The following is a 26,593-nucleotide window of genomic DNA, read 5'->3' as shown; positions in this document are numbered from 1 at the left end:
GATTGCGGTCGGTAGAGGTCAGCACGCGTCCTCTTCTCCTGCGATGGTGCATTGCTCCGGGGGCGGCGCACGTCCCCCTCCCCCTCCCCCTCCAGTATTCGCCCCGGCGTTCGACCGGGTGCGTTGCATCGAGAAGATCGGAAGAACGCAGTGCCTGAGAATCCAACTCGATCCCCATCGGCCAATCGGGACGCCTGGCTGGGTTTGGTCGCGATTTCCCTCGGTGTGTCGCTGGTGGTCGTGGACTTCACCATCGTCAACGTGGTGATGCCCCCCATCATCGACGACCTGAAGATCTCCGCGTTCGGCGCCCAGTGGATCCAGGAGTCCTACGCGATCATCCTGGCAGCCCTGCTTCTGCTGATGGGGCGTCTGTCGGACATCGTGGGAGCACGCCGTCTGTTCGTCGTCGGAACCGTGGTCTTCGGGCTGGCGAGCATCGCCGCGGCGGTGGCGCCCTCCGGGGAGTTCCTGATCGTCAGCCGGTTCGCCCAGGGCGTCGGCGGCGCGATCGTCATGCCGACGTCACTGGCGCTGCTCAACATGACCTTCCGGGGGCGCGACCGCGGCAAGGCCTTCGCCATCTGGGGGTCCACGATCGGTGCGGCCGCGGCCGTCGGACCGCTGCTGGGCGGCTGGCTCGCCGAGTACTCCTGGCGGTGGGCGTTCGGCATCAACATCTTCGTCGTGGTCCTGATCCTCGCGGGCATCATGCGGTTCCTCCAGCCGTCCCCCCGGCAGCCGGGCAAGGTCGACGTCGTCGGCGGAGTGCTGTCGGTACTGGGCCTCGGACTGCTCGCCTTCGGTCTGATCGAGGGCCGTAACTACGGCTGGTGGGACGCCCGCAAGAGCTTCGGCCCCTTCGGTGACGGGATGGACCTGTCGGTCGTCCCGGTCGCCCTGGCCGTCTCCGTGATCAGCCTCGTGCTCTTCCTCCGGCTGCAGGTCCGGCTGACGCGCGGGAACGGTACGGCACCGCTGATGGACACCTCGCTGTTCGCCATCAAGTCCTTCAGCACGGGCAACATCGCGACGCTGATCATCGCGCTGGCGGAGTTCGGCATCCTCGCCGTGCTGCCCCTGTGGCTCCAGTACACCCTGGGGTACTCCGTACTCCAGACCGGCCTGATGGTCTTCGTCGTCGCGGTCGGCAGCTTCTTCGCGAGCGGTGCCAGCTTCGGCATGGCCGAGAAGACCGGACCCGTCGGCCTGGTCCGCATCGGCCTGGTGCTCGAAGCGCTCGGTCTGCTGATGTTCGGCCTGCTGGCGAGCAGCGACTCCCAGTGGTGGGTCATCGGCATCGCCCTGTTCCTGTACGGCATGGGGGTCGGCTTCGCCACCGCGCAGGTCACCAACGTCGTCCTGGCGGACGTACCGCCGCAGCAGGCCGGCCAGGGATCCGGAATCCAGAGCGCCGCGCGTCAGCTCGGCTCCGCGCTCGGCATCGCGATCCTGACGTCGACGTTCTTCACGGCGCTGGACTCCGACCTGTCCGAGCGGCTCGCCCAGCAGGGGACGCCCGACGCGGACAAGCTGTCCTCGGCGGTCTCCGACAGCGCGGGCGCGATGATCTCCGGGCTCAGCCAGAACCCCGCGACGGCCTCGGCCGCCGACGCCGCCCGGGACGCCATGTCCTACGGGGTCCAGATCAACGGCTACACCTGCGCCGCGCTGCTGGTGCTCGGCATGCTCGCGACCTTCCTCATCCCCCAGCGCGAGCCGGACGCCCAGCAGTGGGGCGGACAGGACGCTTCCGGCGGGGCGCCGGCCGCCGGCGCCGACGTCCAGCAGACGTCTGCCTCCTGACGCCTGCCCCCCTGGAGGGGGACGGCCCCAAAGCTCCACCAGCCGCAGAGTGCTGCGGGACGGGCGAGTCCGCTCCGTCCCGCAGCACTCTGCACTGTTCCGGCGCCGATTCCCCGGGCCATCCCATGGGAATACCTAGCGCCGCTCCGGCACCGGCAACAGAGTGTGTTCGAGAGCGAACTGCCCTTGCAGCGGTGCCTCATTTCGACGCATGGCAACCAGTCGAAGGGAAATCATGACCATTACAAGCGCGGGATCGCTGCGCCCGCCGTCGCCCCCCGTCAGCATTCAGCTCCTCGATCTCCTCATGGGGAGCTGGCGCGCCGGTGTCGTCAGCACATTCGCAGAACTCGGTGTGGCCGACGCATTGGGTCCCGGTGGCCTGACGCCGGCGCAACTCGCCGTTCGGCTCGGCCTGAAGCGCGACATAGCGGAACGTTTCTTCCGTGCCAGCGCCTCCGTGGGCCTGCTGCAGCAGACCGAGCAGCACACCATGGAGCTGACCGCTCTGGGCCACGCCCTGGCCACCGACGACGACTCCTCCATGCGCAACTTCGCGCGCTGGACGGGATCCACTGCAGAAAGAGCGACCTGGGCGCACCTGCCCACAGCGGTACGGACGGGCCGATCCCCCTTCGCCGCAATGCACGGTTCCGGCGTATGGGAATTCATGGAATCGAATCCCGACACCGCCGCGGTCTTCAATTCCGCGATGACCGAACTCTCCAAGAGGATCATCCGACCCGTGGTCGAGGCATTCGACTTCTCCCGGTTCGGCAGCATCACCGATGTCGGTGGAGGGCGGGGCGCGCTCCTCTCCGCCGTACTGCAGAAGCACCCCGCAGCGTCCGGCGTCCTCTTCGACCAGCCGGACGTGGTGTCGCGGGCCTGGCCGGAGCTGGCGGACGCGGGCGTCGCGGACCGCGTGACGGTGAAGGCCGGCTCCTTCTTCGACAGCGTTCCCGCGGGGAGCGACCTGTACATGGCCTCCAACGTGTTCCACGACTGGGACGACGCGCGCTCGCGGCTCATCCTCAAGAACATCGCGGCAGCCATGCACGAGGGAGCGCACCTCGCCGTCGTGGAGGCCGTGGCCGGCGTGGACGAGAAGGCGGACCAGTCCATCGCGCTCATGGACATGGACATGCTCGTCCTCTGCGAGGGCAAGCAGCGCACCGTGCAGGAGTTCCGGACCCTGATGTCCGAGGTCGGCATCGAGCTGGTCCAGGTCAGCCGCGCGGGACTGCAGTCCGTCATCGAAGGCAGAAAAGTGTCCGGCAAGAAAGTCTCCTAGGAGGACGTATGCCGATCATCGAGCCCGAGAAAGGCTCCCTGACCGTGTTCAATCTGTTCAACACCACCGACTCGGAGAAGCAGGCGACCCTCCTGGACGCCATGCGGGGCATCATCGCCAAGGCGAACTACCCGGGGTGGCGGTCGTCCACGCTGCACGCGGGGGTGGCGAAGCCCTGCGCGGCCAACTACATCCAGTGGAGGTCGATCGACGACCTCAAGGAGCGGTACGACGGCGAGAACTTCAAGCACAACACCGTTCCCTACTTCACCGACCTCACCACGTCGGTACACCTGCTGAAGACCGAGGTGGTGTCCGTCCAGACGAAGGACGGCTATGCCCGGACCGAAATAGGACCGGACCGGGACGACTTCACCGTGATCGTCCTGATGGGGTGCGAGAGCAAGGACCAGAGCGAGCTCGTGTCCCTGCTCGACAAGCCGGACGCGTGGATGCGTCAGGTGCCCGGGTACCGCTCCCACAGCATCCTGCGCGCGCTCGACGGCACCATGGTCGTCAACTACGCCCAGTGGGAGGACGCCGCCTCGTACGAGGCCTTCCACACCATGCCGGAGGAACAGCGCCCCGCGCACGACCGGCAGATGCGCGCACGCGGCAAGTCCCTGCTGACCTCGAGGGACGCCAACACCTACCGGACCGTCTTCTCCCAGTCGTGCGAAGGCTACGCGTCGTGACCCTGCCGATGTCCCCCTTCACCGTGGGTCCCGAGGACCCCCGGTACCTCGAGCTCTCGCACTCGGACAACCACCGGTTCGCCGTCGAGCCCGCCGAGTTCCACCTTCCGCGCACGCCGGACGACGTCGTCGCCTCCCTCCGCAAGGCCGTCGCCGACGGACGGGCCGTCGCCTGCCGCTCCGGCGGGCACTGCGGTCAGGACTTCGTCGGCTCGCCGCGACGGGACCTCGTCCTGGACCTCCACAACCTCAACACCGTGGGCCGGTCCGCCGAAGGGCCGGGGGTGCGGATCGGTGCGGGTGCGACGGTCGACCAGGCGCAGAAGGCCCTCTTCCGCCGCTGGAACGCGTCCCTGCCGCTCGGCGCCTGCTCCGCGGTGGGCATGGGCGGGCTGGTCGCCGGCGGCGGCTACGGTCCGCTGTCGCGCCAGCTCGGCCTGGCGGTCGACCACCTGCACGCCGTGGAGGTCGCCGTCGTGGACGAGTCGCGCGACGTCCGCCTGGTGACCGCGCGCGCCGACGACACCGGCGAGCTCGGAGACCTCTTCTGGGCGCACACCGGCGGTGGCGGCGGCAACTTCGGCGTGGTCACGGCCTACGAGTTCCGCAGCCCGGAGCACCTCGCCGCCGGACCGATCGGACTGGCCCGCGCGAGCAGCCGCCTGCACGTGCAGAAGATCGTCTACCCCTGGGCCGCGATGGACGAGGAGTCCTTCGTCACCGTGATGCGGCGCTTCTTCGCATGGCACGAACGCCACGGCGCGCCGGGAACACCGGAGAACTCGCTGTTCGCCAGCTTCTTCGTCAACCACCGCAACTCCGGGTTCCTCCAGCTCATGGTCCAGCAGGACGCCGACGTGGACCCCGAGGGGAAGATCCTGCGCGACTTCGTCGCGTCGCTGACGGAGGGCACCCGCGCGGTGGGCATCCCCCGCGGGGGCGTGATGAGCTGGCTGACCGGCACCCGGTACATGAGCCAGGCCGACTGCGGTGACGTCATGGGGGCCCGGTCGGCCTCCAAGTCCGCCTATCACCGCGCCACACCCACCGACGACCAGTTCTCGGTGCTCCACCGGCACCTGAACTCCGACCATCCCGGCCAGGCCTCGTACGTCATGTTCAACAGCTACGGGGGCGAGATCAACCGCCGTGCGCCGTCGGACACCGCCGCTCCCCAGCGGGACTCCGTCGCGAAGTCGTCGTGGTTCACCGCCTGGCAGGACGCCTCGATGGACGAGCTCCACCTCGGCTGGCTGCGCGGTCTGTACGAGGAGTTCTTCGCCGGCACGGGAGGCGTGCCCGTCACCGGGGACCGCACGGACGGCTGCTACATCAACTACCCCGACACCGACCTGCTGGACGCCGCGCACAACCGGTCGGAGCAGCCCTGGCACCACCTGTACTACAAGGACAACTACGCGCGTCTGCGGTCGGCGAAACGCACGTGGGACCCCCTGAACGTCTTCCACCACGCCATGTCCGTAGAACTCTGAGAGGAACCGCGAACGATGCCCACCGGCAGCACGGAGAAGATCCCCTTCGAGAAGCTCTACCAGGAGGGGGAGAAGTCGGGCCCCCTCATGCCGTGGAACATCGGCGGCCCACAGCCGGCCGTACGCCGGATCTGTGACGACGGCGGCTTCCACGGACACGTGCTCGACCTGGGGTGCGGCCTCGGGGACAACGCGTTGTACCTGGCGTCCCAGGGCCTTCGGGTCACCGCCGTCGACGTGTCGGAGGTCGCCGTCGAGTGCGGCCGCGAGAAGGCCCGCAGGAACGACACGGCCGTCGATTTCCGGGTGGCCGACGCATTCTCCCTCGCGGCGGACGGCCCCCGGTACGACGCCGTCCTGGACAGCGCCTTCTTCCACACGCTGCCGGCCGAGGAGACGCCGCAGTACACGGAACTCCTGAGGGCCGTGTGCAACGACGGCGCCGAACTCCACCTGTTCACCTTCTCCAGGGAGCTCACCCCCGACTACCCGGGCCCGCGCCGCGTCTCGGAGCCGGAGCTGCGGGAGGCGTTCTCCCCGGACTGGGACATCAAGGTGATCGAGGCGACGCGCTACCACAGCTCGCTGCCCGCCGAAGCCGTGGCCAAGATGGTCGACCCGCGCACCTTCGAGGTCGACGCCCCCACCGACAACCTCGCCGACCAGCTGATCGACGAAGCCGGAAACGTCGTCTCCCGGATCTGGCACATGCACGCCGTACTGCGCCCGCAGGAAAACCGATCGGAGCACCGCGCATGAAGTTCGCCGCCGTCCTCGTCGTCAACTACCTGAACCCCTGGTACGAGTTGTCGCTCGAAGAGCGCGTAGCAATCGAGCACGAGCACGTCTTCCCCAGCGTCGGAGCCTTCGTGAAGAGGGGCGGGAAGCTCACCCCGGTGCGCGCCATCAAGTACGGGCGTGAGGCGGAGAGCTTCTTCATCCTGGGCTTCGACGAGATGGAGGACTACCTGGACCTGGTCCGGGAGCTGCGTTCGAGTCACCTGCTGACCGCGGGTCTCGCCGTCATCGACTTCGAGACCGTGGGTCTGGAGGAGGCCTACTTCGCGGAGCGCGACAAGGACCGGTCGCCGGCGGTCGCCGCGTGAAGGCCCTGTTCTACGCCGCGGGCACGAGCCCGGCCAGCGCGTTCGCGATCGGTCCCCTCGCCTCGGCGCTCCGCGCGTCAGGGCACGAGATCCTGGTTGCCTCCTTCGAGGAGATGTCCGGCGCGGTCACCGGAATCGGCCTGCCGTCCATCCCCGTGGCCCGCGGGCATTCGACCGAGAGCATCAAGGAAGCCGCCCACGGCAGGCCGGCGATCGAGTACCCCCACCGGCCCGAACAGGAGATGCCCTACCTGGGCCACTGGTTCGGCCGCCAGGGCAGCTACGTGTGCGACGACCTGGTGGACATCTGCCGGCTGTGGGGCGCCGACGTGCTGATCGCGGGCAGCCAGGGGCACGGGGCGGAGATAGCCGCCCGCGCGGCCGGTATCCCCTTCGTCCGCCAGTCCTGGGACCTGTTCGACATCCACGGATACGAGGAATACCTCCACGAGGAGCTGGCCGAGCAGCTCGCCGGGATCGGCGCCGACACGCTGCCCGACCCGTCGCTGCGCATCGACATCTGCCCGCCGGGCCTGACCGAGACCACCGGCACCTTCATGCGCTGGACGCCGCACAACAAGCAGCGGCAGATCGATCCGTGGATGCTGCAGACCCCGGACAGCGGCCGGGTGTGCCTGACGATGGGGAGCTTCCGGTACGCCTTCCCGGGCGCGATGGACCGGATCTCGGCCATCGTTGAGCGGCTGCTGGAGCTCGGTGTCGAAGTCGTCGTCGCCATCGGCGAGGCGGAGGGGAAGCAGCTCCAGGAGAAGTACCCGCAGGTCCGGGCGGGCTGGATCCCGCTGGAGGCCATACTCCCCACCTGCGAGGTGATCATCCATCCGGCGGGCGGCCTGACGGCCGTCAACGCCATCAACACCGCGACCCCGCAACTGATCCTCAACCCCTTCGAGGCCTTCACCCCGACCCTGAAGCGGCTCACGGACTTCGGCTGCGCCCGGACGCTGTACCGCGAGGAAGGCAGTCCGGAGGCGATCGCGCAGGTCGTCAAGGAGATGCTCGGCGACTCCTCGTACAGCTTCAGGGCCCGGCAACTGGCCGAGCGGGCCGCGACGGCGCCCACCGCCGTGGGCATGGTGCCGCTGATCGAAGACCTCGTCGCGCGGGAAAGGGCGAACCGGTGAGTCCGACGACCACGATTCCTCAGACCGATCTCGATCCGTACACCGACGCCTCGATCACCGACCCGTACCCGCTGTACGGCGCGCTCCGCGACGCCGCACCCGTGGTGTACCTCACCGCCCACCAGGTGCACTGCGCCGCCCGGTACGACGAGGTGTACACGGCCCTGCACCAGCACCGCACCTTCGTCTCCGGCGAAGGCGTGGGCCTGACCGACACCCTCAACAAGGCGCAGAAGGGCAGCAGCTTCACCAGCGACCCGCCCTACCACGCCTACGTGCGCGGACTGGTGGCGCGGCACCTCAAGCCCCGGGCGATGGCCGACATCACGGGGTACGTCACCTCCTGGGCGGACCGGCTGGTACGCGAACTCGTGGAACGGCAGTCGTTCGACGCCGTCCAGGACTTCGCCGTGGCGTTCCCCCTGGCCGTGGTCCCGGATCTGCTGGGATGGCCCGAGGACGAGGGCAAGGAACGGCTCCTGGAGTGGGCCAGCGCCGGATTCAACGCCTTCGGGCCGATGAACGAGCGCACCCGGGCCGGGCTCCCCCTGCTGGGCGAGATGAGCCAGTTCCTCCACCGGATGTCGCAGCCGGGCAATCTGCGCCCGGGGAGCTGGGGGGCCGAACTGGTCTCCGAGGCCCGCGAGGGCAAGATCGAGGACAAGCTCCTGCCGGGCCTGCTCGGTGACTTCCTGGCCCCGTCCATGGACACGTCCGTCAGCGCGCTGTCCAGCATGATGTGGCTGCTCGGCACGCACCAGGACCAGTGGCAGCGGCTGAAGGAGGACCCCTCGCTGGTCTCGTCGGCCTTCAACGAGATCATCAGGTTCGAATCGCCGCTCCGCGGGTTCACCCGTTACGTGGCGGAGGACACCGAGCTGGGTGGCGCGCCCCTGCCCCGCGGGTCGCGGGTGCTGCTGCTGTTCGGCTCGGCCAACCGCGACGAGAGGTTCTGGAAGGACCCGGAGACGTTCGACATCGCCCGGCCGGGTGTGGCCCAGCAGGTCGGTTTCGGGCACGGCATCCACGCGTGCGTCGGCCAGGCCCTGTCGCGCCTGGAGGGGCAGAGCCTCCTGGAGGCGCTGATCCGCCACGTCGACAGGATCGAGGTCGGAGAACCGGCGTGGAGGCTGCACAACACGATCCGCGGCATCGAGAAGATGGACGTGACGCTCCATGGACGATCGTCCTGAACCCGGCGACGTGCTGGCGGTGGTGCGGATCGACGCCCGGCGGTGCGAACTGCACCAGCAGTGCGAAGGCCTGTCGGACACGCTCTTCGCCGCCTCCGGGCAGCAGCTCGTGGTCCGCGAGGGGGCCGAGGACGTCCGTCACGTGGAGAGGCTGGTCAGGTCCTGCCCGATGGGGGCGCTCGACCTGGACGTGACGCCCTCCGGGGCACCCGGTGAGCCCCTGGAGAAGGCACCGGAGAACGCACGCTGAGGTGTGAGGAGCGGTCCGCCCTGCCGGGGCGGACCGCTCCTGTTTGCGCCCGACCGGGCGGCACGCCGAGCAGGGGGACCGGCTGTGAGGGGCACCCCGGTCGGGTCTCCGCGTCGGCCTCGCTTGACTGCTGGTCGGCACGACAGGTAGGGAGAGGCTGTTCATTGCGCAAGGTGTGAAACGGGGGACATATGAAGCCGCTCGAAACGGGCGATCCCACCTCGCTCGGCGACGGCCGCTACCGGCTGGTGGGACGGCTCGGCCAGGGGGGCATGGGCGTGGTCTACCTGGGCCGCTCCCGGTCCGGCCGTGCGGTCGCCGTCAAGGTGGTGCGTCCCGAGCTCAGCACCGAGCCCGGGTTCCGGCGCAGGTTCGCCGACGAGGTCGCGGCCGCGCGGCGGGTCGGGGGCTTCCACACCGCGCCGGTGGTCGACGCCGACCCGGAAGGCGAGCCGGCCTGGCTGGTGACGGCCTTCGTCCCCGGTCCCACCCTGCAAGCGGTCCTGGCGCGCGTCGGATCGCTGCCCCTGGACACGCTCACGGTGCTGGCCGCCGGCCTGGCCGAGGCGCTCGAGGCGATCCACCGAGCGGGGGTCATCCACCGCGATCTCAAGCCCGCGAACATCATCGTCGCGGAGGACGGACCGCGCGTCATCGACTTCGGCATCGCGCGCGCCCTGGACGGTACGTCCCTGACCCAGACCGGGCTGCAGGTCGGCACGCCGGGATTCCTGGCACCCGAGCAGCTCACCGGCGGTGGCGTGCTCACCCCCGCGGTCGACATGTTCGCTCTGGGGGTGGTGCTCACCCAGGCGGCGGGCGGCGCCCCCTTCGGCGACGGCCCCTCCGCGGCCAGGCACTACAAGGTGGTCTACGAGGAGCCGGACCTGACCGCGGTGCCCGGTGAACTCCGCGCAGCCATCGGCGCCTGCCTGTCCAAGGACCCGGCGGCACGGCCCACACCGGCCGCCTTCCTCGGTACCCTCACCGTCCACCACCCGGACGACGGCTCCTGGCTGCCGGAGGCGGCGACGCAGCTGCTCCCGCCCCCGGAACCGGCGGCGGTGCCTCCCACCACGCCGGACAGCCCGCCGGACAGCCCGCCGGACACCGCGCGGGAACTCCCGGTCCCGGAGACCGCCCCGCCCGCCGTCGCGGAGCCCCGTACCGATCAGTCGCGCACCGTGACGGGGCCCGCGGCGCGGCTCTCCCCCGTCCCTCCGCAAGTTCCGCAGGCGGTTTCGGGGAAGCCCCGGCGTCGCCGCATGGTGGTGGCGGCGACACTCGTGACGGCACTCGCAGCCGTCGGCCTGTTCGTGTGGCAGCCCTGGAAGGACTCCGGCAAGGACAGTTCCAAGCCCGGCGCCACCACCCCCACCGGATCCGCCCCCGCCCCGTTCCCGACCGATCCCCTGCTGATCCGGCAGGACACCGCCCCGGGCTGGCCCGGGACGTGCAACGGCGTCATCGCCCGCCGGGACGCCGCCGCGGAGAAGCCCGTGCAGCTCATCGCCGGGGGCGCCGGCGCGTGCGACACCCTGCCCCAGTGGTCCCCCGACCGCGGGTCGTTCGCGTTCACCCGCAGCACTTCCGAGGGCACGGCCGTCTGGACCGCCCGGGCCGACGGTTCGAACGCGCGGCGGATCACCTCCGTCGCCAACGGCAGGGTGTCCTGGTCTCCGGACGGCAGCCGGCTGGCCGTGCTGCGCATGAAGGACGGCGTACAGCAGCTGTTCGTGGTCGGCGTCGCCGACGGCGAAGCCCGGCAGCTCACGTCGGGCACCGGCCAGGTCGAGGATCCGGCATGGTCTCCGGACGGCAAGAGCATCGCGGTCTGTCTGCAGACGGAGCCCGGGAACTGGCAGATCCACGTGGTAGACCCCGCCGACCCGAACCGGGCCCCCCAGCAGGTGACCCGGCTGCCCCATCCGGCACTCGACCCGGTGTGGTCACCCGACGGCACCACCTTCGCCTACACAGCGGGGACTTACGGCACGGGCACGCAGGGCGATATCCGCCTCGTGGGTGCCGACGGCAGTGACGATCGTGAACTGGTCGCCAGCAGCGCCCATGAAATGGACCCCGCCTGGTCCGCCGACGGCACCTGGGTGGCCTTCGTCCGCGGTCCGTACGAGAAGCCCGCGATCTGGGCCGTGCGCGCGGACAAGACCGGCGAGCGCCAGCTCACCACCGGCGCCACCACCGAGGGACATCCCGCCTGGCGCTGACGCGCTGTCCGCCCCCTTACCGGTTCCGCCGCCGGTGCCTGTGTTCGTCCCATGGCCACTGGTGACCCGGAACCGCTGGCGGGAGTCGTGTCGGAGACCGCAGCGGGTGCGCGGCTGGTGTTCGTGCCGAGTCGGGTCCGGGCGGTCGGTTTCGCACTCGGGTCGAGCCTCCTCGTCCCCCTGTGGATCGCGGCCCCCCTCCTGCTGGCGTTCCTGGTCGTCGCAGTGCTCACGGACTCCGGGGTGCTCTGGGTCCTCGTCCGGGTCACGACGGTCCGGTGGATCGAGTTCCGCCCCCACGAGAGTCCGACGCAGGCGGTGATCGCACGATTCATGCGTTCGAAGGTTGCGGATGGAAGATCGATTGCGAGCCGGCCTTCCGTGCCCCGGTGTCCCTGGTGGGCACACCGTGCCTGCTCGCCTGGCTGACCGGCCGGCTCGACCCGGCTCGAACAGCCGTCGAGTACCGGAAGGAGTCCGACCAGAACTTCCGCTGCCCGGACGACTGGTGGACGCCATCGGCCCTGGCTGCCCTGTGGCGGGTGCCCGTGAGCGCGGTCGACGACCTGGCCGACCGCCACGGCATCCGCAAGTACCGGTACACGCCCCGGGGCGCTGGGAGGGACTCCCACTGTTTCGCGGAAGCGGTCTAGGGGGAGGTCCCCCGGCGTCGGTCGGCCGGTGTGCGGACCAGGTGGAGCAGCAGCGCTCCCCCGAGCAGGGCGAGTACGGCCGCGGCGCGCAGCACCGTCTCGATGGCCGCGCCGTCGGAGGCCGCGCTCGACGCCGAACCGCTGAGTACTTCCAGCACCGTCGAGGCGACGGCGACCGCCAGCGCACCGAGCAGGACCAGGGACGTCAGGACGAAGCCGGATGCGGCGGCGAGACGGTTCGGGGCGACATAGGACTGCGTGGCGACGTTGGTCAGGGCCCAGCCGAGGCCCAGCCCGGTGCCGACCACCGCGAAGACCACCACGTACAGGGCGAGCGGCGTCGACCAGGTCAGGATGAGCACCGAGGTGCCGCTGAGGAGCATGGCGACGGCCATGAGCAGCTCGGGCCGCCAGCGGCGGGCGAGGTGTCCCGAGAAGTAGCTGGCGGTACCCGCGCCCACCGAGAGCGCGAGGAAGATCAGCCCGGCGGTGAAGGGAGACAGGCCCCGCGCCTGCTGGAGGTAGAGCGCCGAGAACACGGCGACCAGACAGTAGACGACGTTGGACAGGGACCCGGCGAGGGTGATGGTGAGGAAGGGGCCGTTCCGCAGCAGCCCCAGATCGAGCAGGGGCTCGGCGCTGCGTCGTTCGATCCTGACGAAGAGGGCCAGCAGAGCGGCTCCCGCGATGAGACAGCCCCATGTCGCAGGGGAGGTCCAGCCCCAGCCGGCCCCCTGGTCCACGCCGAGCATGATCAGCGTGAGGCCGCCCGCGATGGCGGCAGCGCCGGGCAGGTCGAGCCGCCCGGAAGCGTGGGTGTCGCGGGTTTCGGGGACGTGGCGGAGCATCAGGACGACGGCGGCGGCGCAGATCGGCACGTTGAGGAAGAAGACGGCCCGCCAGCTGACGTGTTCGGCGAGCGTTCCGCCCACGAACGGCCCCAGGGCGGTGCCCACCGCGCTGAAGGCCAGCACCGTGCCGACGGCCCGGCCCTGCCGGTCGTCCCGGAAGTAGCCCGTGACGACGGCCACGGCTACGGGGAAGATGAACGCGGCGGTCACGCCCTGCACCACGCGCCCCGCGACGAGCCAGGCCGTGGACGGTGCCAGGCCGCAGACGACCGATACGGCGCCGAACCCGATCAGTCCGCAGACGAGCGTGCGCCGTCTGCCGTGGACATCGGCGACCCGACCTCCGGTGATCATGAAGGCACCCAGGGTGAGCATGTAGCCGCTGACCAGCCACTGGAGGTCGGTGGTCGGTACGCCGAAGTCCCGGGCGATCACGGGAAGCGTGAGGTTGAGTGCGAACCAGTCCATCTGTACGAGGAGCATGGCCAGCGCCGCCGCCGTGATGACCGCACGGTCACGCCCGCTGAACAGGCTCCCGCCGCCACCACGCCCGGCCCGGTTGTCGGAAGGAGCCTTCATCGCCCACCTCGATCCGCGCCCCCGTTCATCGTGTCACCGCCCGGCCCCGACGGCGACACGACTCCGGGCGGTCGGCCCCATTGCCGGCCGGGCATGGCTCCGGCTTCTGCTCGGGCGGCGCGATCCGCGTCGTCATCGCGTCGACCAGGAGGTCCATCGCGCGGGACCCCGGCTCGGCACGACTGCCGGCCGAGCTCGCCGACGTCACCGGACCGACCCGCGCGTCGCGAACTGCTCGACACGCTTGTGACCGATGAACGCGGTCAGCACATCCACCGTTGCGTCGGGCTGCTCTTCGGGAATGAAGTGTCCGGCTCGCGGGATGACGACGCCGGTCACGTTCTCGGCCCACGGACTGACGGAGGCTGCCATGTCGGGGATCGAGCCATGGGAGCCGGAGATTCCCAGGACCGGGACGGCCAGGCGCCCCCGTTCGAGAGCGTCGTGATTCCTACGCGCTGATTCCGCCGCGTCGCGGTAGTAGGCGAGAGACGCCGAAAGCCCTCCCTCGGCCGCGATGGCGGCCGCGTAGTGGTCGATCTCGGCGCCGTCGAAGGTGTTCGGGGACAGTGCCTTGACCTTCAAGAACCAGCCGACGTAGTCACGCTCACGGCCGGTGAGCAGGGCCTCGGGCAGTTCGGGCACCAGGTGGAAGGCGAAGTGCCAGGTCTTCCAGGCCCGGTCGGGGTCAGTCGGGATGGAGTCCGGGAGGGTGATTCCGGGAATGCCGGCGTCGAGCAGAGCGACACCGTGCAGGCGGTCTTCGTACTTCAGGGCCAGCGAGAAGGCGACCCAGGCCCCGATGTCGTGGGCGGCGAGCCAGTACTTCGGCACGTTGAGCGCGGCCAGCGCGGCCTGGACACGCGAGGCGACGGTGTGCGTGTCGTAGCCCCCTTGAGGGCGCTCGGAGTGGCCCTGCCCCGGCAGGTCGACCGCGATCACGCGGAATCGCTCGGCAAGACCCGGCATCACCCTTCGCCAAGCCCACCAGGTCTGCGGGAATCCGGCGAGCAGGACGACGGTGGGACCGGCAGGCCGGCCGCCTTCCACGGCGTGGAGCCGGACTCCTTCCGCATCGACCCAGCGGTGGGTGAAACCCGCGAGGTCGTGCAGAGGAAACCCGGGGACCGGGTTCTGGGCGCAGGAGCGGTTCGGGGCCGTGGCGTCGTCGGTCATGTCCGGGAGCCTACTGCATCTTGAACCGATCAGTTCAAGATAGGATGGGTGGGGCCGGGGCGGCTGGTACGAGAACGAGGTGCATGCGTGATGGCCGGGAAGAAGCAGTTCGACGTGGGCATCGCGCTCGACGCGGCGATGGTCCAGTTCTGGCGCGCCGGATACGCCGACACGTCTCTCGACGACCTCTCCAGGACGACCGGATTGAACCGCAGTTCCCTCTACTCCTCGTTCGGCGACAAGGAATCGCTCTACCTGCAGTGCCTGGACCGCTACGCCGCGCGGTACGGAAACATGTACGACCAGGCACTTTCATGTGCGTCCGGGGAACCGCTCCGGGCGGTACGGGCGTTCTTCGAGGTCACCCTGCAGCGCATCGCCGACCCCGACGTACCTGACGGGTGCCTGGTCGCCCAGACCGCGATGGCGGCTCCGGCGCTCAGCCCCACCATTGCCGCGCGCGCGATCGAAGCTCTGGACTCTCAGCGTGCGCGGCTGCGGACCGCCTTGAACGCCGCGCAGTTGGCCGAAGGCGATGCCGACGACTTCGCGGTTCACCTGACGGCGGTCAACCAGTCGCTGGCCGTGCTGAGCAGGACCGGGGCGAGCGAGAAGCAGCTCCGCACGGTCATCGACATCAGCATGAGTGCGCTCTCCCACGCCCTGAACGCCCGGAGCTGACCGCCCCGTTTCAACCGGCCCGCCCGCCGCCTACAGCGCCGCACCGCCTTGCCCGGGACGTGAGTCGGCCGGCCCGCGCCGGTTCGGCGAGCGCGAGGCCGCTCCGGTCGAGCGGGCGTACTCGGTGGGAGTCTGACCGTAGTGCTTCTTGAAGGCTCGGGTGAAGTGACTGCCGTCCGCGAACTGCCAGTGTGCGGCAAGTTCCGCAATGCTCAGGCGCCCTGACGGTGCGGCAAGGGCGAGCCGGGCCTCATGCAGTCGCCGGTGGCGGATGTAAGTGGTCACCTGCTCACCCGACGCGGCGAATGCCCGGTGCAGCGTACGGACGGAGACGTTGAGTTCGCGGGCGAGCATCGCAGGAGAAAGTTCGGGGTCGGCGAGCCGGCGGTTCGCGAGGTCCTTGGCTGCTTGGGCGAGCGCGGGAGCCAACCGGGGTTCCACGTCGTCGAACCGGCCCTTCGCCACCGCCTTGGTCAGCTCGACCAGGGTGCCTTGGGCAGCTGCCACACCGGCCGGGCCCAGGTCGGCCACGGTGGCGTGAATCATGTCGGTGAGGGCCGTCAGCAAGCGCATCTCGGCCGAGTCCGCCGGCCCGGTGATGGCCCGGGTCCCGAGCAGGGGTTTGAGCTCGCCGGGTGGCAGGACGAGGAACTTCGCCGTGAGATGCGCCGTCGTCTCGAAGGCCGTCAGGCCCCCGAGGTGCCGGACGAGGAACTGCCCGGCCGACACGGTCCGGTCGCCGTAACCGGGCGGGCCGCCCAGAGTCCATGCGCCGCGCCGCACGACGTACATGGCAACCAGGTCCTGATCGCCGCCCGGGACGTCCGCGGTCCGGGTCGGCGACGCGGCGTGGAGATCGGCGATCGCCGCGCCGTGCACCTTGGCCACGTTGCCCTTGACCCGGAAGTCACCGATCGTGTCCGGGCTGAAAGCCGGCAGCTGGAAGACATCGTCGCCGACCTGTGTCTCCCACCCACGCCGAAAGACGTCGAGCCCCTGCGGTGCGGCGCCCGGGGCGGTCGAGTCCACTGCGAACACCCCGCGCGCGCCGTCGACCTCCGCTCCAGTACCGTGCATCCCTCTGCGTTCCTCTCGTACTTCACTGCTTCAACGCCGTCCTGCGGTGTTCGCGTTCCGCAGGACGCCACCATGACTCATGCGAATACCGCGCCAATCTTCCTATGGGCGGATCGCATTGCAGCAGTCGGGAGGCCGTGCTGGTGATTCTGGTTCGACGAGACGAGCTGATCGCCCGAGCACGCGCCACGGTGGGGTTCGCCCGGTTCGGCAACGAGAACGCGACCCTTGACGATCAGGCTTCTCACAGCCTGATCGTCAAGGGTCGCGCTCGCGGCTGTCGGCCAGGGGCTTCGTTTCCCTTCTGCCGGAGGTAACGGTCAGCGGGCGATCGAGATCGCGAAGGGAGCGAATCCGGTGGACCGGATGACGTGCGGGACGAACAGTATCGCGGCCTCCGTGGCGCGGGCGGTCCGGATCCCGCCGAGATCGGTGATCCATTCCTTGTGCCAGCCGAGGTCGGTGAGCAGTTCACGGACGGTCTGCTTGGCCAGCGGGTCCTCGCCGGAGAGGAAGGCGGTCGGGGCCTGGGTGAGCATGTCCGGCGCGGTCATCACCGGGAAGAGCATGGTGTTGAGCGTCTTGACGACGTGCGTTCCGGGCAGTGCTTCCTGGAGCTGTTCGGCGAGGCTCGAGCCGGGGTGGATGAGGTCGGCGGGCAGTCCGTCCGGTCCGTCGGTGGTGGCGTTGGAGACGTCCACGAGAATCTTGTCGTGCAGCTCTTCGCGCAGGGCGGCGAGACGTTCCAGGGAGCCGGCGCCCGGGGTGGCGTTGATGACGATCCGGGCCGTCCGGGCGGCCTCGGCGGCGGCCCCCGGCGCACGGTCCGCGACGGTCACCTCGTGCCCGGCCCGGGTGAGGGCTGCGGCCAGATTGCCGCCGACGCGGCCGTTTCCGAGAACTGCGATCGTGGTCATGGCGATGTGGTCCTTACGTGGGTGCGGTTGTGGTGTACGGGGTCAGCGGGAGAGCGTGGCGACGGCCGCGGCATGGACGCCGGGCGCGGCAGCCAGGAAGCTGTCGCTCTGCGGGGTCCAGGGGCGGCCCTCGGCGTCGGAGATCCGTCCGCCGGCCTCGGTGACGAGCAGCGCGCCGGGCAGCAGGTCCGCGCGGGCGCCGGCGAACTGCCAGAAGGCGTCAATCCGGCCGGCGGCCACGTTCGTCAGGTGCAGGGTCGCGGGCACGGCGGTGCGGACGACGAGCGCGTCGAAGAGCATCGCGGTGATCGAGGAGCCGACGCGCCGTACGACCTCCTCGTCCTCGTCCGGCCGGGCCTGGCTGGTGGCCACGATGCCCAGGCCGAGGTCGGCGGTCCGGGAGACGCTCAGCGGCCGGCCGTCGAGGTGGGCGCCCGCGCCGCTGAGCGCGGTGTAGGTCTCGCCGGTCAGCGGCAGGTGGACCACGGTGAGCACCGGCTGGTTCTCCCGTACGAGGGTGGCGGTCACCGCCCACTCCGGCAGCGCGTGCAGGTGGTTGACGTTGCCTTCGGCCGGGTCGACGACCCACCACTCGCCGGGCGGCAGCGCCCCGCCGTCCAGCTCGTCCTCCACCCAACCGGCCCCCGGGCGAAGGCTCGTGAGACGGGGGCGCAGGATGTCGAGGGCCGTGTTGTCGTTGACGGCGAGCGCGCGCATCAGTTCTTCGCGGGTCTCGTAGCGGACCACGTCGCCGAAGCGCTCGCGCAGCGCAGCACCGGCGGCGCGCACGGCGGCCGCGGTGCGGTCGAGCAGGTCGGTGTCGGAGGTGGCGATGTCAGTGATCTGAAGGGTTTCGGACATGGTGGTGCTCCTGTCTGAGGAGGGGTGATGAGGCCGGTCGGGGCCGAACTGCGCTTGGCTTCCCGCGCTTTCGTCTCGAAGGTATAGAGCCCCATCATTAACTTCAAATGCATGTGAAGAACGGCAAGGATTACTCGCATGCAATTGAATGGGAGTCTGTTCGCGGAGGGCGGCGTGGCCCCCACACGACGGGGGGAAGGCTCAGTCGAGCAGTTCGGCAGCCCGTTCGGCGATGGCGTAGACGGTCGCGTTGGTGTTGGCCGAGGGGATGGACGGCATCACCGAGGCATCGGCGACCCGCAGTCCGGCGATCCCGTGTACGCGAAGGTTCCCAGGGTCGACGACGGCATCGGCATCGGTTCCCATGCGGCAGGTGCCGGTGTAGTGGAAGTAGGGACCGGTGGCCTTGCGGATGAACTCCTCGACGGATGCGCCGCTCGTCCCGGGACCCGGCACCGCTTCCTGCTTGCGCCAGTCGGCGAAAGCGTCGGCCTCCCCGATGCGGCGTGCCACCGCCAGGCCCTTGCGCATGACCGCCAGATCACGGTCGTCGCTCAGGTAGCCGGGGTCGACGACGGGCGCGCCGGCGGGATCGGCGGCCGCCAGGCGTACGGTGCCGCTGCTGTGCGGGGCCATCGCGGAGAAGGCGATGGAGTAGCCGTTGGCCGGCGGCCGCCCCCATGCCGACGGGAGCGGTGCGGCAACGACGTAGACCTGGAGGTCCGGCCGGGCCGCGGCGGGGTCGCTGTACAACAGGCCCATCATTTCGGCCGGCGGGTTGGCAGGAACGAACGGTACGGGCCGGCCGGCCTCGTACACCACTGCCGCCATCGGATGGTCCTGCAGATGGGATCCCACTCCCGGCAGGTCGGCGACGACGCCGATGCCGTGTTCGCCGAGGTGTCGTGCCGGGCCGATCCCCGACAGCATCAGCAGGTGCGCGGAACCGATGGCCCCTGCGCTCACCACGACCTCGGCGCTCTCGACGGACAGGTGCTCTCCGCCCACGGTGTACTCGACGCCGGTGCAGCGGCCCCCGGTGATGCGCAGCCGTCGCACGGTCGCGTCGGTGACGACGTCCAGGTTCGGCCGGTCGAGGAACGGGCGGACGTAGGCGTCGGCCGCGCTCTGGCGGGCGCCGCCGGGCAGATTCATGTCGCTCCACCCGAACCCGGTCTCCAGCCCGCCGCCGATGTCATCGGCGTGTATGAACCCGGCCTGCACCGCGGCGTCGACGCCCGCGGCGGCCAGGGGATGGGGTTCCGGAACCGGAGCGACCACCACCGGCCCGTCCGTTCCCCGCACGGAGGCATCACGACTGCGAGTGCTCTCGCTGCGGCGGAAGTAGGGCAGCAGATCGTCGAAACCCCAGCCCGGAGCGCCGAGTCCGGGCCATTCGTCGTAACCGGAGCGGTGCCCCCGCAGGTGGTACAGACCGTTGATGCTCGACGATCCGCCGAGCGCCTTACCGCGCAACACCTCGGCGGCCCTGCCTGTACCGGCCTGCACGGTCGAGGCGCCCGGCCAGAGGGATGACGGGTCGAACCCCAGGAACCCCCAAGGAGATGCCATCGCCTCGGTCGCGTCCAGGGCGCCCGCCTCCAGCAACAGCACCCGCACGCCCCGGCGTTCCGAAAGCCGGGAGGCAATCACGCACCCCGCTGTCCCCGCTCCCACAACGACATAGTCATAAGGACTCTGGCCCATCACGTCTCCGCTTCCCACGGCAGCACCGTCCGACCGCCGGGTTTCAGAAAAGAGCTCCTCGACGATCAAAGAGCTGATTGCTTGCATGTACTCAAAGGGCCGAAAAGCCGGGATGACTCTCTTCAGGTCGGCCCTGCGCCTCGCTCGGCCACCTCCGAGCTCGGCGCGCAGAAGGCACGGAGCCGACTGCTCAGCAGGGAGCGGGCTCCATCGGAACAGGACTGTCCGGAGGCAGACTGCGCGAGTCCTTGTCCTTGGTGGGTACCCGTCCAGGAACAGCCCCGGAGCCCCGGTTTCCCTTCTGCCGTCGAATCCTAGGAATGCCGACACGGCATGCACTTGAACTTCCGCGACGTTCGTTCGGAACCTCAGCGCCACTGGGTCAGGCTGTTCGTACGCGCCGACCGACTCGGCGTGGCCCACTCGCCTTCAGGCCGGATGGCATACCTGGTCCGGCAGATGGCGGATCGCCCGGCCGGCGGCGCGCGGCTGGCACCTGATCGAACTCGTCGCGATCGCCTTCCCCCAACCGAAATGAGATCACAGGGATTCTCTTATTCGAATGCGCGAGCGAGAATTGGGGGCGCTGACCGAACTCGGGTACCGCAGCCCGCTGTCGCGCGGAATGTTCGATACGCCGGGCGAACTGCCCGGCCGATGGCCGACGGAGAATTCACTCATATTCTGGTGGGCCGGGACCATGCGACCTAACATGGTTCACGAAGCGTCCGACGCCGAGCGTGACGGCGCGCCGACCCCGTCCGACCCCAGCTCGCGGGAGCCCGCCATGTCCAGTCCCCGGATGCCCGACGACACCGAAACGGATCCCGCCGAGGGCCTGACCTCGGACGGCCACCGGGCCACCGACATGCCCTCGCTCGGCGATCCCGCTCGTATCGCACTGCCGGACCCCTTCGCCGAAGCGGACGCCGAACTGCTCAGACAGCCGGCGCAGTCCGTGGATCCCGAACCGACCGACGACCAGTCCTGACCCGACCCGGAGCGGCCGACGCGACCACCGCCGATGCCAACGACGTTCACCGCCCTGGCCGTACTCCTGGCAGCCGCGGCTCCCGGATATGCGTTCGTCCGTATCGTCGAAGTCAAAGTTCCCCGGCGGCGCCGGAGTTCCGTGATGGAACTCGTGGATCTGGTCTGTGTCGGAGCCGCCGGCAGTGTCATCGCCGTACTGGCGGTCCTCGTCCTGGCCCGTCGCTGGACGGCCCTCCTCCCCCTGGAGGGACTGCTCCTCGGAACTTCCTACGTACGGCCGCACATCTGGCAGGCCATCTGGTCGGTCGTGCTCGCACTCGTCGTCAGCGTCTGCCTGTCCGCGGCGGCCGGTCTCGGGGAGACCTGGCGCCGCCGCTCGGCCACTCGCAGCACCTCGGCCTCCGCCCTCCACCGGGTCGCCGAGATGACGCCTTCGGGACTTCACCCGTTCCTCGCGGTACACCTGGCCGACGGCCGGGTGTGGGAGGGCTTCCTGAAGGGCATGGACGACGAGCGCGGCCCTCTCGGTGAGGGCGATCTCGTTCTGCAGGGGCCCCTCGCGGTCACCGTCCCCACGCGGGGCCGGGTCCGACACCCCGCCCAGTTCGTCGTACTGCCCGGAGCGCAGATCGTCCTCGTGTACGGGTCCTACCTGCGCCCCGAGGCCCGAGTACCGTCACCGGCCGACCTCCCGGCCCAACCCGACGCGCCGGCCCAATCCGACCCCCCGGCCCACCCCGGCCCGCCGGCTCCCCGGGCTCCGCTCGCACCGGCCGCCCTTCCTCCGCCCCGTTCCGCCGTCCCACCCGAGGCCATGCCATGAACCCACAGGACAGCGCCCGACCGGATGACACCACCGCAACGTCGACGGAGCGGGCGCTCGCCGCTCTCGGCGTCACGGAACCACCCGGTGTGGCCGACCTGCACCGCCTGCGCCTGACGGTACTGGTCGGCCGGTCGCCCGACAGTGTGGAAGAGGTGCGCCGGACGGCCGTGAAGGCACGTGCGGACGGGGACGACCATCTGCTCGGTCGCGCGCTCTTCATGCTTGCCCAATACGCCTGGCAGCAGGACGACTATCCGTCGACGCTGGAAAACGCCGACCTGGCCCGCGCCGCCTACGAGCGGGCCGGTGATCGGGTGGGTGTCGCCCGAGCTGCCCAGTCCAGGGCCAACGTCCTGCGGATCACCTCCGACCGGGACGCGCAGGCCGCGCTGACCGAGGCCCTGCTGCTCGCCCGGCATGCCCAGGACAGTGTCACCGAAGCCACACTCTGGCTGGACCTCGCACTGGTGGCCCAGAAATCCGGGGACACGGCCACCTACGCGGCGAGGATAGAGGAGGCCGAACGTTGCTTGCGGCCCTCGCTCCTGGCCGCGGGGCACGCGGCACGCAACCTCGGGGAGGTCAGGGAACAACAGCGCGACGTACAGGCGGCACGGGACAGTTACGGCCGGGCGGTGCGTCTCTACCAGGACGCCGATGCCCCGGCGCCCGCGACCGCCACCGTGCTGTTGTGGTGGGGGCGTACCGAACGCGTCCAAGGCGACGCCGAACGGGCCCGGGAGCTCCTGGAGGCCGCCGTCCGGGCGGCGACCTCGGGCGGTGGCGATCTGGTGGCCGAGGCCGAGAGCCGGCGGGAGCTGGCCATGGCCGACAAGCTCGCGGGGAACCTGCGAGAAGCCATGGACGGCTATCGACGGGCTCGTTCGGCGCTGCGCCGGATCGGTGGCGTGAACCCGTTGACACTCGCCAACATCGAGTTCGAACTGGGCGAGCTCCTCGGCGTGCTGTCGGGCCCCGAGAACTCCCGCCGCCACTTCGAAGAGGCGTACCGCTGGTACCGGGAGGCCGACGAACCCCGAGGACTCCACAACAGCTCGCGCGAGCTCGCGGAGCTGGCCATGGACGAAGGCGATCTGAGCACCGCCCGCGACCTGCTGACGCGCGCAGTCGCACCGCTGGGCCAGCAGACGGCGGACCCGATGAACCGGCTGCGCACGCTCGCCTCCCTCGGCAGGCTGCTGTCCCTGGAGGCCCCGGACACCACGCATCCCCGCCGTCACCGCCGTCGTGCCGGGCGGGTGCTGACCGCCGCACTCAGCGGGTTCGAGCAACTGGGCCAGTTACGGAACGAGGCATTGGTCCTCCTCATCGCTGTGCGCGGCAGTATCGGTGTGGGCGGGTACTCGCCCATGGAGGCCGGCGAGGAGGCGATCCGGCGCTATGCCGGAGCCAACGACCGGCTGGGCGAGATCGAAGGCCAATGGGCCCTGTCGCAAGCCTGGTTGGAGGCCGGCGACGAGCGGCGGGCCCTGATCCACGGGCGAAGCGCTCTGCTGGCGATCGAGGACGTCCGAGCGACATCACCCGACGCCGTCACCCGGGCGGGCTTCCTGCACAGCACCCGATCCGCAGCGCTCCCGCTGCTCATGCTGGCCGTGTCCGGGGACCCCGCATTCGCCGAGCGATGGCTGGAGTCCGCACGCGACTGGGCCATCACCGGAGCTCTCCGTACGGGCGTGGCCGACCTCTCCCCCGACTTCCGCCGGCTGCACGCCGACCTGAAGCGCCACGAGGACGAACGGCCTCCCGAGGGAGCCCCGGCCGCACAGCGGACGGCATGGCAGTCAGCCCACCGGGCCCTGCACGAGAAGCTGTTCTTCGCCTTCACTCATTCCCTGCCCACGGCCGAACAGCGCACCGGATCCGCCACGGCCGATCCCGAACGGGGAAACGAGCAGGCCCACATCGACCACCATCGGCTCGGCGCCCGTGAGTACGCCCTCTACGTAGAGCTGTTCACCAGAGCGGACCGGACCGTAGAGGTCATCTCGGTGTGCCGGCATCCGAACGAATCACTGGAAGCCACTCACGGCCTGCTGTCGGCCGAGGCCGTCGCGCTGCTCACCCGGTTCCGCGACGGGCAAGACGTCGGTCAGGACGGCGAGTTGTCCTTGCGCGCCAACAGCGCCTGGACTCAGCTGGCCGACCGTCTACTACCGTCCGGACTGCACTCCGTACTGGGCGCGACCCCCGAGACGGACCCGATTCGGCTGTTCATCCTTCCCGCCAACGAGCTGTGGAACGTCCCCTACTCGGCCCTGCCGCTGAGCGGGACCACGGAACAGGTCGTCGACAAGGCCGTGATCACCTTGACGCCGTCCCTGCGCATCCTCTCGGCCCGACACGAACAGCGAAGTCGACAGCACGGACGCGGGCGTGAGCACACGGTCGTCGGGCTCTTCCCCACGGACGCCCCCATGGGCGAGCTCGAACTGGAGCGGCTCAGCACGTGCACGAAGGTACGACGCGTCTCCTCCTACGACCAGTTGGCGGGCGCGCTGGCGGAGGGGGCCACCGATCTCTTCTACTGCGCCGCGCACGGCGAGGCGGGGCATCGTCCCGGGCAGGACATCCTCACCGAGGCCGGGTCCCTCAACGACTGGTCCGTACTCGAACTGGCGGTGCCCGCGACGGTTGTCCTCGGCTGCTGCGGGAGCGGCCGGATCTGGCACCAGCAAGGCAGTGAGCCGTCCGGACTGGCGCTCAGCTTCATGCTCGCCGGTGCCCGCCAGGTGGTCGCCCCGATCAAGAAGGTGCACGGCAGCACGTGCGCAGCCCTCCTGCCCGACCTGGCAGAACACGTTCTGGACGGACGGGACCCCGCCGCTGCGCTGCGTGATCTTCAGCGCCGGGCCCGAGACAGCCCCGTGGCTCCCCGCCTGCGGGACGAATGGCACCTCTTCCACTGCATCGGCGCCGTCAGGTGACGCAGTGGAACGAACGACCGGGAGGAACCAAGATGGACGAGTACGAGGAATTCAGGAACCTGGCCCGCACCTTGGTGGGACACCTGCAGGCAAAGGGGAACGCGAAGAAGACCGTCTCCCACGAAGGGCTCACCATCGAGGGCTGGGTCGTGGACCCCGGAAACTCCTATCACTCGGAAACCCAATACTCCAGCGCCCCCGGGTCCTGGAAGGAAGTCTGGGGAAACAATGACGAGATCATCCTCGGCACGGACACCGAACTCTACTCGTACTCCTGGGGATCCAAGGAGAGCGGACATCCCGTCGTGACCGAGAAGCACGCCTCACTGAAAAGGCTGCAGGCCAAAGATCTGGTCGGCCGCGAAGGGGCACCGTTCCGTTCCTACACGGAAAAGCTGAAGCGCCTCCGCTGGTCCTGAGCACTCGTCCCACGAGGCCGCAGCCGGCGCAGAGTGTCGAAGAAGACGCTGGTCAGTGCGGCAGCCTCGGCCAGATCCGCGAGTAGACGCGAGTCGGCACGGCTGACCGCCCCGTGCCCGTCGGCGCTGACGACGAGCTCGGGGCGTAGCCGGGTAGTTCGGGGCCCACCCCTCGCGACGGGTTGATCAGTCTTGCGCCACGTTCGCCGCGGTCACGTTCTCGATCACGCGGCCGAGTTTGGTCTTGGCCCGGGTCAGGTCCTCGATGCGTGCGGCGATGCGGTCGCGTTCGATGATGAGCTGGTCGAGCATGGCGGGGGTCGCGACGCCAGTACTCACGCACGGCAGGAGTTCGACGACGGTACGGCTGGACAGGCCGGCCGCGAAGAGGTCCTGGATGAGCTGGACCCGCTCCAAGGCTTCGTCGGGGTAGTCACGCTGGCCACCGGACGTCCGCGCCGATTCCAGGAGCCGCTGTTCCTCGTAGTAGCGCAGGGCCCGCACGCTGACCCCTGACCGCCTGGCAAGTTGTCCGATGCGCATGACGCAGGTCAGTCCCTTCCCGCTCACACCTCACGTTGACGTCAGGTTCAGGCTAGCAATACCCGCTCCGAGTGCAGCCCTGGGAGCCGATCGAAACGCCCACCCGCCCCCGGCCGGGCCGAAGTTGGGGCTTGCACCTCACGTCAACGTCAGGTTCTAGAGTGCCGGGCGTCGGAAGAACACGTCGTTCCGGCCCGTCGAAGGAAGGCAGACCATCATGCGCGCAGCCCGGTTCCACGAATACGGCGGAGCGGAGAACCTGGTGATCGAGCAAGTACCCGACCCCCACCCCGGACCCGGTGAGATTCGTGTCCGCGTCGCTGCGGCCGGCGTCAATCCCATCGACTGGAAGCTGCGCTCCGGCGCCCTGCACCAGATCTTCCCCCTGGATCTGCCCGGCATTCCCGGGCGCGACGGCGCCGGCGTGGTCGACGAGATCGGCGACGGGGTGCAGGGGGTGAGCATCGGCGACCGGGTCTTCGGGCTGGGAGGCGTCACCGGCGCGACCGCGGAACTGCTCATCCTTTCGGCCTGGGCGCACACCCCCGCCACCTGGAACGACGAGCAGGCCGCGGGCGCCGGTCTCGCGTCCGTGACCGCGATGCGCGGGCTCGACGCGCTCGGCCCCCTCGCGGGGCGCACCCTCCTCATCGAGGGGGCCGCCGGAGGCGTGGGCAGCGCGGCGGTCGAGATCGCCGTGGCCCAAGGTGTCCGCACCGTGATCGGGACAGCCGCCGAACGCAACCACGAGTTCCTCACCTCTCTCGGCGCCGTACCCACCACCTACGGCCCCGGCCTTGCCCAGCGCCTCACCACTCTCGCTCCGCAGGGCGTCGACATCGTGCTCGACACCGCGGCCTCCGGCTCCCTGGAGGACCTCGTCGCGATCGCGGGCGACCCGAAGCGCGTCGCGACGGTCGCCGACCACGCGGGTGGGCAGCGCCTGGGCACGCATGTGGCCAACGCGGTGAACGACTCCGCTCTCCTGTCCGCGGCGGCGGAACTGGGCGGGCAAGGCCGCTACACACCCCGGATCGAGCGGACCTACCCCCTGGAGCGGATCGCCGACGCCCACGCGCACGCCGAACGCGGACGCACCCGAGGAAAGATCGTGATCTGCATCTGAGCCAACCGGAGCGAGCGCGACACCAT

24 protein-coding genes are annotated in these 26,593 nt (G+C 69.9%); 17 read left to right on the top strand and 7 right to left on the bottom strand.

Translation table 11 applies throughout. From position 1 onward, the window contains the following. The first annotated feature begins 204 nt into the window (after positions 1–204). From ACXNSR_RS34900 to ACXNSR_RS34850, 11 genes are all read left to right on the top strand, one after another. Positions 205–1,806 carry an MFS transporter gene (locus tag ACXNSR_RS34900; protein ID WP_458639323.1) on the top strand — a complete coding sequence of 534 codons (1,602 nt, stop codon included), beginning with the start codon at positions 205–207 and terminating at the stop codon, positions 1,804–1,806. 235 nt (positions 1,807–2,041) lie between these two features. Further along, positions 2,042–3,100: a methyltransferase gene (locus ACXNSR_RS34895; protein ID WP_458639322.1), complete on the top strand. Its 1,059-nt coding sequence runs from the start codon at positions 2,042–2,044 to the stop codon at positions 3,098–3,100. An 8-nt stretch (positions 3,101–3,108) separates the two neighbouring features. Further along, positions 3,109–3,795 carry an antibiotic biosynthesis monooxygenase gene (locus ACXNSR_RS34890; protein WP_458639321.1) on the top strand — a complete coding sequence of 229 codons (687 nt, stop codon included), beginning with the start codon at positions 3,109–3,111 and terminating at the stop codon, positions 3,793–3,795. Next, positions 3,792–5,288, top strand: coding sequence for an FAD-binding protein (locus ACXNSR_RS34885; RefSeq protein ID WP_458639320.1), 1,497 nt, complete (start codon positions 3,792–3,794; stop codon positions 5,286–5,288). The genes ACXNSR_RS34890 and ACXNSR_RS34885 overlap by 4 nt, the downstream gene beginning before the upstream one ends. A gap of 15 nt (positions 5,289–5,303) precedes the next feature. After that, on the top strand, positions 5,304–6,047 hold the full coding sequence (locus ACXNSR_RS34880; RefSeq protein WP_458639319.1) for a class I SAM-dependent methyltransferase: 744 nt from the start codon (positions 5,304–5,306) through the stop codon (positions 6,045–6,047). Further along, on the top strand, positions 6,044–6,394 hold the full coding sequence (locus ACXNSR_RS34875) for a hypothetical protein (RefSeq protein WP_458639318.1): 351 nt from the start codon (positions 6,044–6,046) through the stop codon (positions 6,392–6,394). The genes ACXNSR_RS34880 and ACXNSR_RS34875 overlap by 4 nt, the downstream gene beginning before the upstream one ends. Continuing rightward, positions 6,391–7,539, top strand: a complete 1,149-nt coding sequence (locus ACXNSR_RS34870) for a glycosyltransferase (protein WP_458639317.1) — start codon at positions 6,391–6,393, stop codon at positions 7,537–7,539. The genes ACXNSR_RS34875 and ACXNSR_RS34870 overlap by 4 nt, the downstream gene beginning before the upstream one ends. Continuing rightward, positions 7,536–8,732 (top strand): cytochrome P450, encoded by a 1,197-nt coding sequence (locus ACXNSR_RS34865; RefSeq protein WP_458639316.1) that lies wholly within the window; start codon positions 7,536–7,538, stop codon positions 8,730–8,732. Before ACXNSR_RS34870 ends, ACXNSR_RS34865 begins: the two co-directional genes overlap by 4 nt. Next, positions 8,716–8,982 carry a hypothetical protein gene (locus ACXNSR_RS34860; protein WP_458639315.1) on the top strand — a complete coding sequence of 89 codons (267 nt, stop codon included), beginning with the start codon at positions 8,716–8,718 and terminating at the stop codon, positions 8,980–8,982. The genes ACXNSR_RS34865 and ACXNSR_RS34860 overlap by 17 nt, the downstream gene beginning before the upstream one ends. 191 nt (positions 8,983–9,173) lie before the next feature. After that, a complete protein-coding gene (locus ACXNSR_RS34855) occupies positions 9,174–11,210 on the top strand; it encodes a protein kinase domain-containing protein (protein WP_458639314.1) in 2,037 nt (678 codons plus the stop codon). Positions 11,211–11,608: 398 nt separating this feature from the next. Further along, positions 11,609–11,863 carry a hypothetical protein gene (locus tag ACXNSR_RS34850; protein ID WP_458639313.1) on the top strand — a complete coding sequence of 85 codons (255 nt, stop codon included), beginning with the start codon at positions 11,609–11,611 and terminating at the stop codon, positions 11,861–11,863. Here ACXNSR_RS34850 and ACXNSR_RS34845 read toward each other — a convergent pair. Beyond that, a complete protein-coding gene (locus tag ACXNSR_RS34845; RefSeq protein WP_458639312.1) occupies positions 11,860–13,293 on the bottom strand; it encodes an MFS transporter in 1,434 nt (477 codons plus the stop codon). The genes ACXNSR_RS34850 and ACXNSR_RS34845 overlap by 4 nt on opposite strands. A 204-nt stretch (positions 13,294–13,497) precedes the next feature. Then, entirely contained in the window at positions 13,498–14,469 is a 972-nt protein-coding gene (locus ACXNSR_RS34840; RefSeq protein WP_458639311.1) for an alpha/beta fold hydrolase, read from the bottom strand. Between the two features lie 90 nt (positions 14,470–14,559). On the opposite strand from ACXNSR_RS34840, the gene ACXNSR_RS34835 reads away from it, so the two are divergent. Further along, positions 14,560–15,150: a TetR/AcrR family transcriptional regulator gene (locus ACXNSR_RS34835; protein WP_458639310.1), complete on the top strand. Its 591-nt coding sequence runs from the start codon at positions 14,560–14,562 to the stop codon at positions 15,148–15,150. 30 nt (positions 15,151–15,180) lie between these two features. Here the strand turns inward: ACXNSR_RS34835 and ACXNSR_RS34830 are convergent, their stop codons facing one another. From ACXNSR_RS34830 to ACXNSR_RS34815, 4 genes are all read right to left on the bottom strand, one after another. Then, positions 15,181–16,179 (bottom strand): helix-turn-helix domain-containing protein, encoded by a 999-nt coding sequence (locus ACXNSR_RS34830; protein ID WP_458639309.1) that lies wholly within the window; start codon positions 16,177–16,179, stop codon positions 15,181–15,183. Between the two features lie 368 nt (positions 16,180–16,547). Further along, positions 16,548–17,144: an NADPH-dependent F420 reductase gene (locus tag ACXNSR_RS34825; RefSeq protein ID WP_458639308.1), complete on the bottom strand. Its 597-nt coding sequence runs from the start codon at positions 17,142–17,144 to the stop codon at positions 16,548–16,550. A gap of 42 nt (positions 17,145–17,186) precedes the next feature. Further along, a complete protein-coding gene (locus ACXNSR_RS34820) occupies positions 17,187–18,005 on the bottom strand; it encodes a 3'(2'),5'-bisphosphate nucleotidase CysQ (RefSeq protein ID WP_458639307.1) in 819 nt (272 codons plus the stop codon). A 201-nt stretch (positions 18,006–18,206) separates the two neighbouring features. Further along, a complete protein-coding gene (locus ACXNSR_RS34815) occupies positions 18,207–19,712 on the bottom strand; it encodes a GMC family oxidoreductase (RefSeq protein WP_458643473.1) in 1,506 nt (501 codons plus the stop codon). Between the two features lie 712 nt (positions 19,713–20,424). On the opposite strand from ACXNSR_RS34815, the gene ACXNSR_RS34810 reads away from it, so the two are divergent. The 4 genes from ACXNSR_RS34810 to ACXNSR_RS34795 are packed head-to-tail and all read left to right on the top strand — an operon-like array spanning position 20,425 to position 24,898. After that, positions 20,425–20,703, top strand: a complete 279-nt coding sequence (locus ACXNSR_RS34810; RefSeq protein ID WP_458639306.1) for a hypothetical protein — start codon at positions 20,425–20,427, stop codon at positions 20,701–20,703. A gap of 33 nt (positions 20,704–20,736) precedes the next feature. Beyond that, complete coding sequence (locus ACXNSR_RS34805; protein ID WP_458639305.1) at positions 20,737–21,528, top strand: DUF6338 family protein; 792 nt, start codon at positions 20,737–20,739, stop codon at positions 21,526–21,528. Then, a complete protein-coding gene (locus tag ACXNSR_RS34800; protein WP_458639304.1) occupies positions 21,525–24,479 on the top strand; it encodes a CHAT domain-containing protein in 2,955 nt (984 codons plus the stop codon). Before ACXNSR_RS34805 ends, ACXNSR_RS34800 begins: the two co-directional genes overlap by 4 nt. Positions 24,480–24,511: 32 nt before the next feature. Further along, the gene (locus ACXNSR_RS34795) at positions 24,512–24,898 is read left to right on the top strand and encodes a hypothetical protein (RefSeq protein ID WP_458639303.1); all 387 of its coding nucleotides are present in this window, start codon (positions 24,512–24,514) and stop codon (positions 24,896–24,898) included. A gap of 186 nt (positions 24,899–25,084) precedes the next feature. Here ACXNSR_RS34795 and ACXNSR_RS34790 read toward each other — a convergent pair whose 3' ends face one another. After that, positions 25,085–25,441, bottom strand: coding sequence for a MerR family transcriptional regulator (locus ACXNSR_RS34790; RefSeq protein WP_458639302.1), 357 nt, complete (start codon positions 25,439–25,441; stop codon positions 25,085–25,087). A 217-nt stretch (positions 25,442–25,658) separates the two neighbouring features. Here ACXNSR_RS34790 and ACXNSR_RS34785 point away from each other — a divergent pair, with 217 nt between their 5' ends. Next, complete coding sequence (locus ACXNSR_RS34785) at positions 25,659–26,567, top strand: NADP-dependent oxidoreductase (protein ID WP_458639301.1); 909 nt, start codon at positions 25,659–25,661, stop codon at positions 26,565–26,567. The last annotated feature ends 26 nt before the right edge of the window (positions 26,568–26,593 follow it).

It is taken from the genome of Streptomyces sp. NC-S4, assembly GCF_054353315.1.
The sequence above is the reverse complement of the archived record's forward strand: the minus strand, read 5'-3'. Positions and strand labels throughout refer to the sequence as shown.